Annotated in this window: 14 protein-coding genes; 3 read left to right on the top strand and 11 right to left on the bottom strand. The window is 63.1% G+C overall.

The window, feature by feature from the left end; genetic code table 11:
- Positions 1-12: 12 nt before the first annotated feature.
- The gene (locus tag ABDK11_RS08030) at positions 13-1,029 is read left to right on the top strand and encodes a methyltransferase (protein ID WP_346839774.1); all 1,017 of its coding nucleotides are present in this window, start codon (positions 13-15) and stop codon (positions 1,027-1,029) included.
- Positions 1,030-1,206: 177 nt separating this feature from the next.
- On the opposite strand, the gene ABDK11_RS08025 is transcribed toward ABDK11_RS08030, so the two are convergent.
- From ABDK11_RS08025 to ABDK11_RS07975, 11 genes are all read right to left on the bottom strand, one after another.
- The gene (locus ABDK11_RS08025) at positions 1,207-1,662 is read right to left on the bottom strand and encodes a hypothetical protein (RefSeq protein ID WP_346839773.1); all 456 of its coding nucleotides are present in this window, start codon (positions 1,660-1,662) and stop codon (positions 1,207-1,209) included.
- Between the two features lie 72 nt (positions 1,663-1,734).
- Entirely contained in the window at positions 1,735-2,481 is a 747-nt protein-coding gene (locus ABDK11_RS08020; RefSeq protein WP_346839772.1) for a class I SAM-dependent methyltransferase, read from the bottom strand.
- Entirely contained in the window at positions 2,481-2,951 is a 471-nt protein-coding gene (locus ABDK11_RS08015; protein ID WP_346839771.1) for a GAF domain-containing protein, read from the bottom strand. The genes ABDK11_RS08020 and ABDK11_RS08015 overlap by 1 nt, the downstream gene beginning before the upstream one ends.
- Before the next feature lie 194 nt (positions 2,952-3,145).
- Entirely contained in the window at positions 3,146-3,598 is a 453-nt protein-coding gene (locus ABDK11_RS08010) for a hypothetical protein (RefSeq protein WP_346839770.1), read from the bottom strand.
- 177 nt (positions 3,599-3,775) lie between these two features.
- Positions 3,776-4,981, bottom strand: a complete 1,206-nt coding sequence (locus ABDK11_RS08005; RefSeq protein ID WP_346839769.1) for a Wadjet anti-phage system protein JetD domain-containing protein — start codon at positions 4,979-4,981, stop codon at positions 3,776-3,778.
- A 103-nt stretch (positions 4,982-5,084) separates the two neighbouring features.
- Entirely contained in the window at positions 5,085-8,723 is a 3,639-nt protein-coding gene (locus tag ABDK11_RS08000) for an SbcC/MukB-like Walker B domain-containing protein (protein ID WP_346839768.1), read from the bottom strand.
- Positions 8,713-9,507, bottom strand: coding sequence for a DUF4194 domain-containing protein (locus tag ABDK11_RS07995; protein WP_346839767.1), 795 nt, complete (start codon positions 9,505-9,507; stop codon positions 8,713-8,715). The genes ABDK11_RS08000 and ABDK11_RS07995 overlap by 11 nt, the downstream gene beginning before the upstream one ends.
- A 62-nt stretch (positions 9,508-9,569) precedes the next feature.
- Positions 9,570-10,997: a Wadjet anti-phage system protein JetA family protein gene (locus tag ABDK11_RS07990; RefSeq protein ID WP_346839766.1), complete on the bottom strand. Its 1,428-nt coding sequence runs from the start codon at positions 10,995-10,997 to the stop codon at positions 9,570-9,572.
- Positions 10,998-11,012: 15 nt separating this feature from the next.
- Positions 11,013-11,201, bottom strand: a complete 189-nt coding sequence (locus tag ABDK11_RS07985; RefSeq protein WP_346839765.1) for a DUF3012 domain-containing protein — start codon at positions 11,199-11,201, stop codon at positions 11,013-11,015.
- Between the two features lie 105 nt (positions 11,202-11,306).
- Positions 11,307-12,689 (bottom strand): cysteine--tRNA ligase, encoded by a 1,383-nt coding sequence (cysS, locus tag ABDK11_RS07980; protein WP_346839764.1) that lies wholly within the window; start codon positions 12,687-12,689, stop codon positions 11,307-11,309.
- Positions 12,690-12,773: 84 nt separating this feature from the next.
- On the bottom strand, positions 12,774-14,447 hold the full coding sequence (locus ABDK11_RS07975) for a glutamine--tRNA ligase/YqeY domain fusion protein (protein WP_346839763.1): 1,674 nt from the start codon (positions 14,445-14,447) through the stop codon (positions 12,774-12,776).
- 219 nt (positions 14,448-14,666) lie between these two features.
- On the opposite strand from ABDK11_RS07975, the gene ABDK11_RS07970 reads away from it, so the two are divergent.
- Together ABDK11_RS07970 and ABDK11_RS07965 are read left to right on the top strand one after the other, a co-directional pair.
- On the top strand, positions 14,667-15,164 hold the full coding sequence (locus ABDK11_RS07970; RefSeq protein WP_346839762.1) for a peptidylprolyl isomerase: 498 nt from the start codon (positions 14,667-14,669) through the stop codon (positions 15,162-15,164).
- Positions 15,165-15,265: 101 nt separating this feature from the next.
- Positions 15,266-15,994, top strand: a complete 729-nt coding sequence (locus tag ABDK11_RS07965) for a UDP-2,3-diacylglucosamine diphosphatase (RefSeq protein ID WP_346839761.1) — start codon at positions 15,266-15,268, stop codon at positions 15,992-15,994.
- Positions 15,995-16,105 lie beyond the last annotated feature (111 nt).

Here is a 16,105-nt window from a genome sequence, read left to right as displayed (position 1 = left end):
CTGCCGGACACCATGGCCATACTCTTAAGCCAACTGCTGGAAACCGATCCCGCCAACACCCTGTGGATCGCCGACGAAAACAGCAAGCCGCTGCTGCAGCAGGGGTTCGCCTTTTCCGGCCACCTGCTGACCAATCGCTGGGATGTCGCCCAACTGGCCGAGGGCAAGGCGGCCCGGGTGCACTTCAACGATTTTCGCCTGGAAGCGCTGGAGCAGCGCTTCCGCTATATCGTGTTCCCGGTGGCAAAGGAAAAGGCCATTACCCACCACGTGATCAACACGGCCGGCAAACTCCTGCACGAACTGGGCGCGTTACTGCTGATCGGCCACAAAAACAGCGGCATCAAGACCTACGGCAGCAAAACCGCGCGCTATTTCGGCCACGACAAGGAACTGCGCAAGGACGGCCAGGACTACCAGGCCATGATCACCCTGCCCCGCGGTGGTCCGCTCGGCGATCCGCTGGACGACAGCGACTACCCGCAGTTGCGCCAGCCCGACGCCCTGGGCGGCCTCTACAGCAAACCGGGCCTGTTCGGCTGGAACAAGGTGGACAAAGGCAGCGCGCTGTTGGCGCGGCAATTCCCCGGGCAAAAACCGGCCGACGGCGCCCGGGTGGTGGATCTCGGCTGCGGTTACGGCTACCTGTGTACGCAGCTGGCCGCGCACGGCAACTTCCATTTCACCGCTACCGACAACAACGCGGCGGCATTGCTGGCCTGTGCGGAAAATTTCAAAGCGCTGCAGCTGGAGGGCGCGGTGGTTCCCACCGATGCCGGCGCAGAACTGGATGCCGCCAACGCGGATCTGGTGATCTGCAACCCGCCATTTCACCAGGGCTTTCAGGTGGAGGGCGATCTCACCGAGCGCTTCTTGATCAACAGCGCGCGGGTGCTGAAACCCGGCGGCAGCGCGCTGTTTGTGGTGAATGAATTTATCCCGCTGCCGCGCAAGGCGGAGCGTCATTTTGCCGCGGTGGAGTTGCTTGTGAAAGAGGACGGCTTCTGTGTCTACCGGCTGGCACAGTAGGGAGCCGGGCGCGGTCAGACACAAGGTCTGCCCCTACGGAAACACGACCGTAGTTTTAGCGGGTTTAAGTGCCGATAGCACTCAGTAAGCGCTGCATAACAAAAGATCCGCGAAAATGGATCTGTAAGGGCGAACCTTGTGTTCGCCCTACCCCCCGCCGGTACCAATATACCCGGCTCAATAATCGCGCAAATTAAACAGGTTCTTCGACAGCGTGTGCTCTTCCAGCTCTTCCAGATCGCGCAGCCGCTCGAACGCGTCCCGCGCCGAAGGCGTCTCGGCGCCCAGCGCCAGATCCCGGTACTGGTCCGCCAGATACATCTCGATATCCAGCGCCAGCTTGGCAATGTCGTCGAGGCTGTCCAGGTCAACGTTGCGCAGCCGTTGCAGGAATTCTTTCTCGCGCCCCTCGGGGGCGAACTGGACCCAGGTGTGCAGCGCGCCCGGGGTCAGGTCGTCGTGGAAGTTTTCCAGAGAGTACCGCATCGAATCCTCGCGCCGGCGCAGCTGGTCGAGCAGTAATTCGATACGCCGGTCGGAAACCAGTTGCTCGTACTCTCGATACTGATCAGCCAGGCGGGCGTGAAAATCCCGCCCCTCGTGAATCACATCTTCGACTGTTTTGTAGCGCATCGACCGGCCCCGGAAAAATATCTGCCTAACTTCCAGTATAGACAGACAGTGCCAATCGGCGCCAAGTATCAGTCAACGCAATCTCTGCCAGCGCCCGCTCAGGCGCCGGGCCGGGTGCGCCGGATTGATCGCGGCCGGGGCGCCCTGCCGCACAGCGGCCATCGCCAACGGCTGTCGACTGGCCGCGTAGATACAGTTCTCGTAGGCCGGCAACTCTAGCGTCCAGGCACTGGACAAGTGCTCGCGCAGCGCCCCGGTGCGCCAGCCGCTGGCCAGCAGCTCCCGCCGGCTGCCGAAATTCGATACCAGCAAACCGTCATCCGCCACCAGTCGCAGCAGGCCGGCACACCAGGTGCGGTCGGCAGCCACAGCGCGCTGCGCCTCGCCATCGGCGTGGCCAAACAGGTCGTCTACCACCAGATCGAAGCCACCCTGTTCCCCGCTGGAGAGTAAATCGGCAACAAAATCCTGCGCATCGGCGCAAACCAGCTCGGCGTCGCGCACCCCGAAATGGCGTCTGGCCACCTGCAAATGAGTGGCATCCAGGTCGACGCCGACAATCCGCTGCGGCGCCACAAAGCGCTGTAACAGCCGGATCAGGGCGCCACCGCCGACGCCGAGCAGCAGTACCGAGCGAATGCGCCCCGGCGGGCGGAAAAACGCCGGCAGCAACAGCAGCTCCCATAGCGACCCCTTGAGCGGGTCGCGCGGATTCCACTGCGAGTGGAACACGCCATTGCTATACAGGCGCACGCTGGCCCCGTGGCGCCGTACCTGGTAGTGGTTGCCGCCGCGGTGCCGCTCCCACACCAGCGCCATCAGGCGGCCGGCAGATCGGAGTGTTCGAGCAGTACCTGCGCGAACTTCTGCAGGCCGGCCAGATCCCCGGCGTCGAAGCGCGCCACACTGGGGCTGTCGATATCCAGCACGCCGAGGCAACGGTCGCCGGCGTACAGCGGAATCACCACCTCGGAAGCGGACACCGCATCACAGGCGATATGCCCGGGGAACTGGTGCACATCCTCCACCAGCTGCGACTCGCCGCTCGCCACCGCGGTCCCGCAGACTCCCTGCCCCACAGGAATACGCGTGCAGGCCGGTTTGCCCTGGAAGGGTCCGACGCGCAGCTCATCACCGTGCAGGAAGTACAAACCAGCCCAGTTGATATCAGCCAGCTCCATAAACAGCAGCGCACTGGCGTTGGCGCAATTGGCCAGCCAGTCGCGCTCACCGGACAACAGGCCCGCCAGCTGTTCGGCGAGCGAATCATAGAATTGACGGGTCGACATAATTAGCACTCCTGATCCCGATGCAAAATAATCATGGCTGCACAGTAAGTGCAGCGCCGGAAAACGACAAAGCCCCCAGACCGGCCGCCGCTGAGCGAACAATCTGGGGGCTGGCGCGCGTGTTTCAACTCGCCCGGTGCCCGGAAGCCGATTACCGGCCGCCGGCCACTGGCCGCCAACTACTGGCCACCAACTTACTGGTAGGGATCGACCACCTGGGGCTTTTCGCCCTCGGTCTCTTCGCGGTAGCGGTCGGAATCCACTGTCGGCTGCGCCCACTCGCCATCCTCCTGGCTGTCGCCCTGGCCATGGATCGCCGGCGGCGCGCTGGTGACATCGGTAGCGATCAGCTCGCTGTTCTCCACGCGCTCGCGCACCCGGCCCTGCTCCCTCACGGTGGCGGGCTGGCTGTTGCGATTCAGGTGACTGGCCATCCTGTTCAGGCTGGGCTTGCGCCGCTGTGCCAGCTTGGCCGCCTCCAGCTCGCTGTTGAGCCGATTAACCTCGGCGCGCAGGTCGCCCATCTGGGCCTGCAGCTCGGTTATCTGTGACAGCACGCCCCTGACTTTGCGGCTCTCATGTTCATACAGCGCCGCGGCACTGCCAAACGCCACTACAAAAATCACCAGAATCGAAAACTGACGCATCGCTCACTCCAGGGAATTCCCTTTTTTGCTGCACTCGGTATCCGGGCGGATACTCCTAACCGGCACTTTGTAACGAATTTCGGCACAATCTTCCGAGACAGCGCGCATAAAACGCAACATAAAACCGTGACTGTGCGGCCAAGCCATACCCAGCCTGTCGCGCCAGGCCAAATGCCATCACAGCTCCGCCACTTCCAGATCCAGCTCGTCGGCGCTCAGCGCCTCCTGATCGACGAATCGCCCCGACTCCCGCAGTGCCGGTAACAGCTCTCCGTCGGCGAAGGCGCAGCCGGTGCTAGCAATATATTTCTGTCGCGCCTTACCGGCCTGCTCCGGTCGGTGTCCGCCGCCGCGGCGCAACCGCTCCAGCAGCGGTGCGAAGCCCGGGCGCCAACATTGCAGCGTCGGGAAGCTGTGTCGCAGTGCGGCGGCGATCTGTAATCCCTCGTAGTCCAGGTCGCCCCAGAAGTATACCGGCCAGTTTTGCTCCAGCTGTCCCTGCCACCAGGCCAGAAAGGTGCCGCGCGCCTCGGAGTCCGCCGCATTCAGCGTGCTGAAACGGGTCACGCCCGGCTGGCGCACCCGGGCCGCGCCGCCGCGGTATCCTTCGATATACACCAGCGCCGTGGCAGCCGGCGCCCGATCCGCCAGCCACAGAAAAGAATCCTGATTCTCGACCAGCAGTACCTGCTGCACCTGCGCCGGCAGATACAGGTGTAACAGCAGCGGCCGCTCGCTCACTTTGCCGCTCTGCGCGGGAAACAGGCCGCGCAGCAGTGCCTGGCGCACAGCGCTGTCCAGGTATTTGGAATCACCGAGAAAACAGCGCGCCGACAACTGGCGCCAGGACTGCGCCCCGCCGCGCGCAAGCTCTGTGCCGACACTCGCCCAGCAGGTCAGCAGCTCGCGGTAATCGGCAAAGCCCGGGTCCAGTTCCGGGCCGTCGGGCGGGAACGCTTCCGGATTGGCGAAGCGCGGTGCGAACTCAGCCAGTGCCGCCAACCACTCGGGATTCTGGCGCAGCGGCCGCGGCCGCTGCAGCCAGTCGCGCACAAGCGCCTCGGCACGGTCGTCGAAATAGAGTCGCGCGCCCTGCCAGGCGGCATTACCGACACTGCGGCGCTGGGGATTTTTGATCGAGAAAAGACGGCGATCCTCTGCAACCCAGCGCAGCTCGTCCCAGAGCTCGCCGTCGTCGTAGGCGGGATCCGTCAGTGGCGCCAGCGCGGCGCGCAGGGCCCGCGGGGCATTCTTTGGATCCAGGGTCAGCGCAATCGGGCGTTCGTCACCGCACAGTATCTGCTCATCGCGCTTTTCCAGCACGTATTCCAGCAGGCCCATCACCAGCGGATTGGCCGCGACCAAGTCGGGAATCCTTTCCATGGAGAAACCCTCTTCTAATTGATGGCAGTTACCACGATTTGTGCGGGAGCGGTCCGTGGCCACGCTGCTCGCGACCCCGGGCCGTCCCCCCCATTAGAGACCGTCAGGCCTCCACCATCTCCATAAAGTCCAGCGATGCCTGCTGGCGAATGGTGCGGCGGTGGTTGGCCCAGAGCTCGGCGATACGCTCCTTGTTGCACACCTTGCGGTCCACATAGACCCGCGTATTCAGCTGACCGACGGGCTTACTGCTCGGGCACTTGCTGAACACGAACTGGTTGGAAATCAGGTCCATAAACGGCCCCGACTTGCTGCTCGGCATGATAAATACCAGTTGCAGACCCAGGGTTTCGGTCAGGTAGCGAATCACCTCGCGTGAGCGGGTCTCATCCATCTTCGAGAAGGCCTCGTCTACCAGCACCATCTGCAGGTGACTGCTGCCCTCGTTGAAGCGGAAGGCGGAGGTCACTGCCGCGGAGCGAATGATATACGCCGGCGTCTCCAGCTGGCCGCCGGAACCGGTACCGTACTGGCTGAGTGCAATCGGCTCCTTGCCTTCCGGCTCCTTGAAGATCTCATAGCTGCGGTAGTTGCGGTAGTCGCTGATGCGGTCGAGCTCGCGCCGCGCCACCTGCTCGTCTTCGGACAGCAGCATATCCAGCAACCGGTCGCGCACCTTCTGCTGCGCCGGATTCAGCTGCGCGTCGAACAGGCTCTCTTCCTCACCGAGATTGGGTAATTCGATCACCGCCTTGAAGAAATTCCAGTAGTCGCGGAATTCCGGCACCCAGGTATAGGCAAAGCGAAACCGCTCGCGGTCGGCGCCGAAGCGGTGGTGCTCCAGTTCCTTGTTGAGGTCGTCGAGCACCCGCTTGCCGTCGTTGATCGACTGGTAGATGGCATGACACAGGTGGGTCACGAAGGTGGTGTTGAAGGATTTCTTCAGCCCCAGCAACTGTTCGTGGCGGTCCACCAGCAGGTTGTTCTTGAGGCGGTTGCGCAGCGCCTCCACCTGGCTGTGCAGGTTGCACACCAGCTTGAACAGCGCCTCGCTGTGACCGGAACTCAGATCCGGCTCGAACACCAGCGTATCGCCGGCGGCAGCGCCGGCCGCCAGGGTGCCGTTATAGTCCATCACCGCGCGGTCCAGCTGGCGGCAGAATTTTTCCAGACGCCCCTGCATCTCCTCGAGATCCGCGCCGAAATCGAAACTGTCGGCGGCGCTCTCCACCTGCGCGTCCGCCTGCTCGAGGATCTGCTCGGCATCGTAGTCCGGTGCAATCTGGCCGATGCGGCGCACCGCGGCCTCGCTGTCTTCAAGCGCCTCGTCGAGGGAATCCAGCTCCGCGGAAAGCGCCTTCAGCTGCCGGGCGGTATTTTCCAGGTCGCGCTCCAGCTTACCGGCATCATTCTGCAGGCTGCCCTGCAGTTTCTGCTGCGCCTGCAGCTGCACTTTCAGTTCCGCCACCTGCTGCTCCAGCTGTTCGCTGTCGCCGAGGTCGAGGTTTTCCAGCGCCTGCTCGGCGCTGCGCCACTCGCGCTGGGCCGCCAACGCCGCGTCCACCACCGGCACCAGCTGCAGGCCAGACAGACTCCGCACGGCACCGGCAACGCGGCGGTACAGCTGGTGCTGTTCGTTGACCTGGCCGGCCTCCGCCAGCAGCTGCTCCAGCGCGCGCTGCTGCGCGGCGAGCGCGCGGGCACGGGCACCCTGGCCGAACACCAGCTCAGCGTCGTCGATATCGCAGCGCCACATGCTGTAGTTACCGCTGGCCAGGCCGTCGGCGGTAAGGCCGCGGCGGGTACCGCGCAACTCGTTCTCGTCGCGCACCTGCTGTACCGAACCGTAGGAGGCACGCAGATAGTATTCGGCGGTCTTGTGGTTGAAATCCATCAACTCGACGATGGAGCCCTGCGGCAGCGCCGCGCGCTCGGCATCGCGGCGCGCCTTGTCGCCCTGGATAACCCGTGCGCGATTATTGCGCCCGGGCAGGTTGCGCACGATGCGGATCGCCGCCGCTTCGTGTTCGGGCTCGACGATAATCGAGAAGCGCGCCCCGCCCAGGTAGCCCTCCACGGCCATCTGCCAGCGCTCGTCCAGCACCTCCACATAGTCGCACAGCACCCGCGGCTCGGCCGCCGGGCACTGCTCGCGAATCGCCGCCAGCGCCTGCTCCACCGACTGCGGATAACGCACCCGGTTGGCCTGCAGGTGCTGGATACGGCTCTCCTGCGCGTGCAACTGTTTCTGCAACTGCTGTACCTTGAGCTGCCAGCGCGAGGCCTGCTGTTCTATCTGTTCGCGCAGGGAGGATTCACTGTCGTCGGCACCGGCGAGCAGTCCGCCGAGGCGGTTGTGCAGCGCCTCGCTGGCCGCGGCGCGCTCGCGCAGCGGCGCCAGCGCGGCCAGGTCGATCCAGTCCTTGCCCAACAATTTGTGCAGGTCCGGCAGATCGTCTTCTTTCGCCACCTGCTTGATGCATTGCACCAGCGACTTATTGCGCAGGGCGGGAATTTCCAGCTCGGCGGCGGTACCCTGCAGCAGGTTCAGCAGCTCGCCGGCAGATTCGCGGTTCTGCTGCCAGCGTTGCTCCTGCGCCGCCAGCGGGCTGCCCTGCTCCGACAGCTGCCGGTGGGCGGCGGCGATGCGCTGTTCCAGCTGGTCCTTGCTGCGCAGCGCGTCAATACCGAGACGCTGCGCCTGCAGTTCCACCAGTTCCTGGTTCAGTTGCTCGGCGCGCTCGGCGGCGATGCGGGTTTCGCGCGTATTGCTCTCCAGGTTGGCGTGCAGTTGCTGCTGGCTGTTCTTGCCGGCCAGGTAGCTTTTCTGCACCCGCAGCTGGCGATGGCGCGCGCGCTGGTATTCCTGCACCCGCAACTGCAGCCACTGATCGCGGTACAAATCGGCGTTCTGCGCGATCTGCTCCAGCGATGCGACCCGGTCGACAATCTGGCGCGCTTCCTGCTCCATCGAGTGGATGGTCTTCATCAACTCCGACACCGAGCGGATGGCATCGCCCAGATCGCGCTTCTCCAGCACTTCCTGGGCGACAAAATCGTTGATGCTCTTGACCGGCTTGTAGGCCATAAAGTTGGAGAAAGTGCGCGCGGCGTGCATCGCCTCGCGATCCGGCACCGCGTCGCGGCGACCGCGCAGCGCACCGTAGAGACGACGCAGGTAGGCTTTTTTCTTGTCGTACTGCTCCACCTTGGCAAACTGCTTGCCGAGCACCGCGTTGAACTTGTCCAGCGGCAACAGGTGTTTGCCGTCCTTGTACTCGCGAATGAAGTCGCCGATGGCCAGCTGCTCGCCGGGGAACAGGAAGAAGCGCAGATCGCTCTGGCGCGCCTGGGCCGGCTTGCTACTGGTATCCAGGTGTGCGCGAATCGCCATCACCGCGGTAAACGGTTCGCTGTCCTCGCCGCTGGTGGGATGGAAGACGCCGGCGATATAGCAGTCGGTGGGTTGCAGCCGCGCATAGCTGCCGTCGTCACAGCCCAGCACATAGGAGGCCAGTGTGCGCACCTGCTTGCCGCCGCGGCCGCGCTGGGTGGTTTCATCCTGCCCCGGGTTGAAGGTAAACAGGGTGTCGTGGGCAGCGGTCATCAGTGTCTGGATGGCGTCGGCCGCGGTGGTTTTGCCGGAGCCGTTACCGCCGGAAAACAGGTTGATCGGGCCGAAATCGTATTCCAGCTGGGGAATATTGCCCCAGTTGATCAGGATCAGCTTCTTAAGAAACACTTGCGCGCTCCTCTTCTACTTCCACAGCGCCCGGCGCTTCGTCCACGCCGGAGTCTTCCTCTGCACCACCGGCGGCGAAGAGGCTGTGATCTTCGCTGTCCGGCGTAATGCGCGGCTCGGGTTCACCCTGCGTCGCGGGCTCTTGCGCCACTTCGTCCGGCAGGCCATCGAACAGCTGCTGCAGCGTGGCCTCGGTAACGAAATGCGCAACCGTCGGGCGCACCCGCAGCCAGGTTTCGGCGAGACTTTCGGTGTCTTCGCCGGGCAGCTGTACCAGGCGCAGCTGACGCAGTTTTTTCAGCAGCTTCTGCCGTTCCGCCAGTTTGTCCGGCAGCGACATTTTCAGCAGATTGCGCAGTCCCAGCTCGAGCGCCTCAAGGGACAGGGCCGCGCAGCCGTTCTCGTCCACCTGCCCCTCCCGTAGCGCCTTGTCGTATTCCACCCGCAGCACCAGGATCGCGGCCACCTCCTGCTGGCTCAGCCGCGCACGCAGGCCGCCGTGGTGCGGCTCGTCCTGGTCCGGCAGTCCCGGCACTTCGGCGCCGGGCGGGTAGACACGAATAAACTGGAAACGACTGTCGTGCTGCAGACGCAGCCCCAGCGGTGCCAGCCACTCGCGAATCAGCGGCTCACAGCGCTGGAAACGGTCGTAGAGCAGCGTTTCAACCTGGCTCTCATCGCGGCAGATGACACCGTAGTCGAGCAGGCGCACCAGCAACTCGGAAAATTCCCCGCGGGTGACCTTGCACTGCTCCAGCGCTTCTTCGAGGGCCTGTTCAATCACTTTGTTATTTCTCTACCAATAGTGCAGTCGGTTGATCTCGTAGGGTGCACCCTACGATTTATTCAGTCGGATTCTTTAAATTCGATCACGTACTCATCGAACTGGTCGAAGTAATCGTTACTCGCCGTCGCGCCGGTAAATTCCACCGTCAGCGCGGCGGCACCGCTCTGGTTGACCGCGGCCGCTTCCAGTGCATGGCTCATGGCCAGCAGGTCGCGGGCGTCTTTCAGCGGCAGGTCGCGGCTGTTGATGCGCTGGCCGCGGCCGAGCGAGCGCCGCAGGTAATCGCGCAGGTCGCCGCTGTTGAAGTTGAAGGCCTGGTCGAGCAGCTGCTGCAGCAGGATATCGCGGCGATTGTCGTCGCCGATCGCTTCGACTTCCTCCACGCGCGTATTCACCGGCTGGCGACGGCTGCGACTCCACAACTGGGTCTGCCTGGGGTCGAACAGGCGCAGCTGGAAACCGCCCAGCTCATCGCCGAGGCGCGCCAGCAGTTCGGGCTTGGCCGCGCTGTCGCCGAGTCGCTGGCACAGGTCGGCGAACTCGCCCTCGGACTGGCTGTGCAGGTAGCTGAGCTGGCGAATGATGATATCGGCGCGCTTGGTAAAGCCCTGCAGCGCGCGGCGCAGCGCCGGCAGTTTGACTTCGCAGGCGCGCTGCATGCGGTCCTCGATGGTGTCGAGCATCAGCCACAACAGTGAGCGGCCCGGTTCCACCAGTTCCGGCAGCAGTTGCCGCAGGCGCCTCTCCCACTCCGCCTTGCGCTCTTTCTCCTTGCGGCGAATGCGGCCGATCACCTTGCCGATCGCATCGCGGTGTTTTTCCACACTGTCGGCGGACAGGCGGATAGCCAGATCCGGCTGGAAGCGGCTCTCCATAAACGAGAAGAACTCGTCGGTGGCCTGCTGCACCAGCAACTGCGCTTCCACTTCCCGCACCAGTTCGCGCTTGCGCTCTTCCAGCTCCGCGATCATATCGGTGAAGTCGGCGACGATGCGCTCTGAGTATTCCCAGGCATCGATCAGGTCGTGCACTTCCCCTCGCGTGGCGAAGGCTTCCAGCGCGTTGAGGGTGTTGCGGGTGTTGCGGTGGCGGGTGCGCACGCGGGTGCTGTTCACTTCAATCAAAGGCTGGGTGAACAGGCGGCCGCGGCGGCTGAACGGATAGCTGGCGGTGAGCGTGGCGCTGTCCACCTGCTTTTCCAGCCAGCCGTATTCCACCAGGCTGTTCAGCACCCACACGGCCTGTTCACGCAGGTTGCGGAAGCGGCTTTCATTCTCAGAAGTGTACTCGTCGCTATCCAACTGCGGCGCACGGGTCAGGGCTTCGGCGAAGATCTCCAGGATCTGTTCACGCGCGAGCGATTCGCCGTAGTCCGCCTTGGCGGTGTACAGGCGCTCGTAGAGCAGACGCAGACACTCCACCACCTGCTCGCGGTACTTGCCGGTGAGCGGGCGGAAGAAGTGCTGGTATTTATCATCGAAAAACAACGGTGCGATGTCCGCTTATTTTTCTTCGGGCTTCTGGTTGAACACGCAGTACTTGGTGTAGTCGGTGGCGTCGTTCATGGTCCATTCGCCCTTGGGCATATCGTCCATTTTCTCGCACCACTCTTTGGAGCCGCGCTCGGGTTCGCAGGCGGTCAGGGTGACGAGGGCGGCGATGGCAGTGGTGAGGATCAATACTTTTTTCATGGCGTATTCTGTTTTTCTATTTCGTAGGATGGGCAAAGCGCAGCGTGCCCATCAACCGGGTCCGATGGGCACGCTGCGCTTTGCCCATGCTGTAGGGGTGGGGTGTTATTCCCTTCTCCATTTGGTGCCTTCGCGGCTGTCTTCCAGCACCACGCCGTTCGCTTTGAGCTCCTCGCGAATCTCATCGGCGCGGGCGAAGTTTCGGTCTTTTTTACTCTGGGCACGCTCGGCGATCAGCGCTTCGATCGCGTCCTCACCGATGGCCTCATCGGTCTCGCCGCCACGGGCCTGCTTGAACCAGGCTTCCGGGTCCTGCTGCAGGATACCGAGCATAGCGCCGGCGGCCAGCAGTTTGCCTTTCAGCACCGGCTTTTCGGCAGCGTCGGCCTTGTTGAGTTCCCGGGCGATCTGGTGCAACTCGCTGATCGCGATCGGCGTATTCAGATCATCTTCAAGCGCGGCCATAAACGCGGAGCCGTCCAGGTCGGCAGCGGCAGCCTCGAGCGCCTCTGTTTCGCGCAGCGCGCCGTAGAGGGAATCCAGCGTACGGCTGGCCTGGTCGAGCAGGTCGCCGCTGAAGTTCAACTCCGAGCGGTAGTGCGCGGACAACAGCGCGAAGCGCAGTACTTCACCCGGGTAGTGCTGCAGCAGATCCTTGACCATGCGGAAGTTGCCCAGTGACTTGGACATCTTCTCGCCGTTGATATTCACATAGCCGTTGTGCATCCAGTAGCGCACAAAGTCGACACCGTTGGCGCAGCAGCTCTGCGCGCGCTCGTTTTCGTGATGCGGGAAGGTCAGATCGCGGCCACCACCGTGGATATCGATGGTGTCGCCGAGGTGCTTCTTGATCATCGCCGAGCACTCCAGGTGCCAGCCGGGGCGTCCGCGACCCCAGGGGCTGTCCCAACCGGGCTCGTCCTCTTTCGACGGTTTCCACAGCACGAAGTCGCCGGCGTATTTCTTATAGGGGGCGACTTCCACCCGCGCACCGGCGAGCATGTCGTCGAGCGAGCGCTTGGACAGCTGGCCGTACTCGGGCATCGAGTCCACCGCGAAGAGCACGTGGCCCTCCGCGGCGTAGGCGTGCCCCTTGTCGATCAGCCGCGCGATCATGTCGATCATTTCCGGCAGGTGCGCGGTCGCGTAGGGAATGATGTCCGGCTCGAGATTGTTGAGCGCGGCCATATCCTCGGCATAGGCCTGGGCGAAGCGCGCCGACAGTACGCCGATCTCCTCGCCGTTGTCGCGCGCGGCCTTCATGATCTTGTCGTCGATATCGGTGATATTGCGCGCGTAGATTACGTCGCTGAAGTTTTTCTTCAGCAGCCGGTAGAGGGTATCGAACACCACCACCGGGCGTGCATTGCCGATATGCACGCGGTTGTACACGGTGGGGCCACACACGTACATGCGCACGCGGTCGTCCACCAGCGGCTTGAAGACTTCTTTCTTTCCGGAAAACGTGTTGTAGAGCTGTAAAGCCATAAAATTCGATTGCGTATTGGGTGCATTCAGCGAGCTCGGGGCCCCCGGATTCCGGCTTGCGCCGGAACCCGGAAAGCTTCCGTGCTACTTGTTCTGTTCCTTGGCCCACGAATCGCGCAGGCCAATGGTGCGGTTAAATACCGGCTTGTCCGCCGTGCCGTACTTGTTGTCGCGACAGAAATACCCCTGGCGCTCAAACTGGTAGCCCTGCTCCGGCTCGGCCCCGGCCAGGCCTTTTTCCGCCTTGCACCCGGTCAGCACGGTGAGGTTGTCCGGATTGACATGCTCGAGGAAGTTCTTGCCACCGGCGTCCGGCGCCGCGTCGTCGAACAGGCGGTCGTAGAGGCGCACCTCGCAATTGACGCAGTCATCGGCGGACACCCAGTGGATCACGCCCTTCGGCTTGACCCCGTCAGCCGGGTCCACACCCAGCGTGTCCAGATCCACGGAACAGATCACTTCGACAATCTCGCCATTCGCGTCCTTGACCACTTCCTCGGCCTGGATCACATAGGCGTTACGCAGGCGTACTTTCTTCCCCAATACCAGGCGCTTGTATTTCTTGTTGGCTTCCTCGCGGAAGTCCTCTTTCTCGATATACACGGTGCCGCTAAACGGCAGCTCGCGCGCTGGCAGGTCGTCGCGTACCGGGTGGCCGGGCGCGCTCAACACTTCGCGCTGGCCGGCCGGATAGTTCTTCAAGGTAACCTTGAGCGGTTCCAGTACACACATGGCGCGCGGCGCCCGCTTGTCGAGGTCGTCGCGGATGCAGTATTCCAGCATCCCCACATCCACCACCGAGTCGGAACGGGTGACGCCGATCATCTCGCAGAAATTGCGGATCGCCGCCGGCGTAACGCCGCGGCGACGCTGGCCGGACAGGGTCGGCATGCGCGGGTCGTCCCAGCCGTCCACGTGACCCTCGTCCACCAGCTGCTTGAGCTTGCGCTTGGAGACCACGGTGTAGTTCAGGTTCAGGCGCGCGAACTCGTACTGGCGCGGGCGCGCCGGTACCGGCAGGTTTTCGATAAACCAGTCGTACAGCGGCTTGTGGTCCTCGAATTCCAGCGTGCAGATGGAATGGGTAATACCCTCGAGCGCGTCCGACTGGCCATGGGCGAAGTCGTAGCTGGGGTAGATGCACCATTTGTCACCGGTCTGGTGATGGGCCATCTTCTTGATGCGATAGATGATCGGGTCGCGCAGATTGATGTTCGGCGCGGCCATATCGATCTTGGCACGCAGGCTGCACTGGCCCTCGTCAAACTCGCCGTTGCGCATGCGCTCGAACAGCGCCAGGTTCTCCTCGACACTGCGGTCGCGGAAAGGGCTGTTCCTGCCCGGCTCGGTCAGGGTACCGCGGTAGTGGCGCGCCTCTTCCGGGGACAGGTCGCAGACATAGGCCTTTCCTTCTTTGATCAGGTGCAGGGCCCACTCATGCAGCTGGTCAAAGTAATCCGAGGTATAGCGGACGTCGCCGTTCCACTCGAAGCCGAGCCAGCTCACGTCGCGCTTGATCGCACCGACGAACTCCTCTTCTTCCTTGGCCGGGTTGGTGTCATCGAAGCGCAGGTTGCAGGTGCCGTCAAACTCCTGCGCCAGGCCAAAATTCAGGCAGATCGATTTGGCGTGGCCGATATGCAGGTAGCCATTCGGCTCCGGCGGAAAGCGCGTGGCCAGCTGGGAAACCCGGCTCTCGGCCAGGTCTTCGCGAATAATGTTCTGCAAGAAGTGAGCGGGCTTGCTCTCGGATGTCATAGGATTCTCTATTACAGCTCTGCGAATGTAAGCGGCGGATTATAGCCTAGTTGAAGCACAGAATATCGGTTTGTCAGTGGGACTTTCCCGGGTGCGTCCGGGCCAGCAGCGGGCGCAGTTCATTTTTTGGCCAGGCCGGCGCCCGGGCCCGCATTGCCGTTTCACAGGCAGCGGCGACACGGTATTATGCCGCCCCTAACCGACCCAATAGGATGTTTTATGATCACCCTGCACACCACCCACGGCGACATCGCCATCGAACTGGATTTCGACAAGGCCCCCAAGACCGCGGCCAACTTTCTGCAGTACTGCCGTGACGACTTCTACACCGGCACTATCTTTCACCGGGTGATCGACAACTTCATGATCCAGGGCGGCGGCATGACCCCCGATATGGAACAGAAGCCGGCCCGTGACAACATCGAGAACGAAGCCGACAACGGCCTCAAGAACGACACCGGCACCCTGGCCATGGCGCGCACCATGGACCCGCACTCCGCCAGCTCCCAGTTCTTCATCAACGTAAAAGACAACGACTTCCTGAACTTCCGCGCCAAAGACGCGCAGGGCTGGGGCTACTGTGTGTTCGGCAAGGTGGTCGATGGCATGGATGTGGTCAACAAGATCAAGGGCGTCAAGACCGGCAGCAAGGGATTCCACCAGGATGTACCGCTGGAGACCATCGAAATCACCGGCATCACCATCGCCGAAGACTGAGTCTCGCTATCCAAACTGTAGGAGCCTGCCCCGCAGGCGATTGCCCAGAGGTTCGGGGCAGGCTCCTACAACCTATTGCACCTGCCAATTGAGGAACGGGTTTGACCAGCTACCTGATCTCCGACCTGCATCTGGACGAGCACCGCCCGGACATCACCCGCGCGTTCTTCGACTTCCTGCGCGGGCGCGCCGCCGGGGCCGAGGCCCTGTATATTCTCGGTGACTTTTTCGAGGTCTGGATCGGCGATGACGACGACGCACCGCTGGTGGCCGAAGTGGCCGCAGAGCTGAGCCGCTACAGCGGCGGCGGCGCCGAGGTCTACCTGATGCACGGCAACCGCGATTTCCTGCTGGGGCAGGCATTTGCCCAGCGCGCCGGTGCGGTATTGCTGCCGGACCCGAGTCTGGTGACCCTGGGCGGACAGAAAGTCCTGCTGATGCACGGCGACAGCCTCTGTACCCTCGACGAGGAGTACATGGCGTTCCGGCGCCAGGCGCGCGATCCCCACTGGCAGGCCGCCCTATTGGCCAAGCCGCTGGCGGAGCGCCGCCAGATCGCCGCGCAAATCCGCGCCGCCTCCAAGTCCATGAACAGCCGCAAGGCCGAAGACATCATGGACGTGACCCCCGCCGAGGTGGACGCCATCATGCGCCAGCACGGCGTCCACACCCTGATCCACGGCCACACCCACAGGCCCGCGCGCCATCAATTTACCCTCGATGGCGCGCCCGCCGAGCGGATTGTGCTCGGTGACTGGGGATCCGAAGGGTGGTGTATCAAGGCCGATGCGCATTCCCTTGAACTGGTTCACTGGCCGATCGAGTCCTGAAGCCCGATAATCGAGCGAAACCGGCATGTACATGCTGCGGGAGTGTCCACTGCCGCGGCGAGTGACGCGCACGGCAAAGAATCGGGAACCGGATAGATGCGGGCGCGCGGC

The sequence above is a fragment of the Microbulbifer sp. SAOS-129_SWC genome (genome assembly GCF_039696035.1).
Taxonomy (GTDB): Bacteria; Pseudomonadota; Gammaproteobacteria; order Pseudomonadales; family Cellvibrionaceae; genus Microbulbifer.
Note: the sequence above shows the minus strand (reverse complement) of the source record. Positions and strands in the feature narration are given on the sequence as shown.

Excerpts from the sequence above, each read along its gene's own strand:
- ABDK11_RS08030 (WP_346839774.1), top strand. The coding sequence starts at position 13 with ATGGCCATACTCTTAAGCCAACTGCTGGAAACCGATCCCGCCAACACC.
- ABDK11_RS08025 (WP_346839773.1), bottom strand. The coding sequence starts at position 1,662 with ATGCGCTACAAAACAGTCGAAGATGTGATTCACGAGGGGCGGGATTTT.
- ABDK11_RS08020 (WP_346839772.1), bottom strand. The coding sequence starts at position 2,481 with ATGGCGCTGGTGTGGGAGCGGCACCGCGGCGGCAACCACTACCAGGTA.
- ABDK11_RS08015 (WP_346839771.1), bottom strand. The coding sequence starts at position 2,951 with ATGTCGACCCGTCAATTCTATGATTCGCTCGCCGAACAGCTGGCGGGC.
- ABDK11_RS08010 (WP_346839770.1), bottom strand. The coding sequence starts at position 3,598 with ATGCGTCAGTTTTCGATTCTGGTGATTTTTGTAGTGGCGTTTGGCAGT.
- ABDK11_RS08005 (WP_346839769.1), bottom strand. The coding sequence starts at position 4,981 with ATGGAAAGGATTCCCGACTTGGTCGCGGCCAATCCGCTGGTGATGGGC.
- ABDK11_RS07985 (WP_346839765.1), bottom strand. The coding sequence starts at position 11,201 with ATGAAAAAAGTATTGATCCTCACCACTGCCATCGCCGCCCTCGTCACC.
- cysS (WP_346839764.1), bottom strand. The coding sequence starts at position 12,689 with ATGGCTTTACAGCTCTACAACACGTTTTCCGGAAAGAAAGAAGTCTTC.
- ABDK11_RS07975 (WP_346839763.1), bottom strand. The coding sequence starts at position 14,447 with ATGACATCCGAGAGCAAGCCCGCTCACTTCTTGCAGAACATTATTCGC.
- ABDK11_RS07970 (WP_346839762.1), top strand. The coding sequence starts at position 14,667 with ATGATCACCCTGCACACCACCCACGGCGACATCGCCATCGAACTGGAT.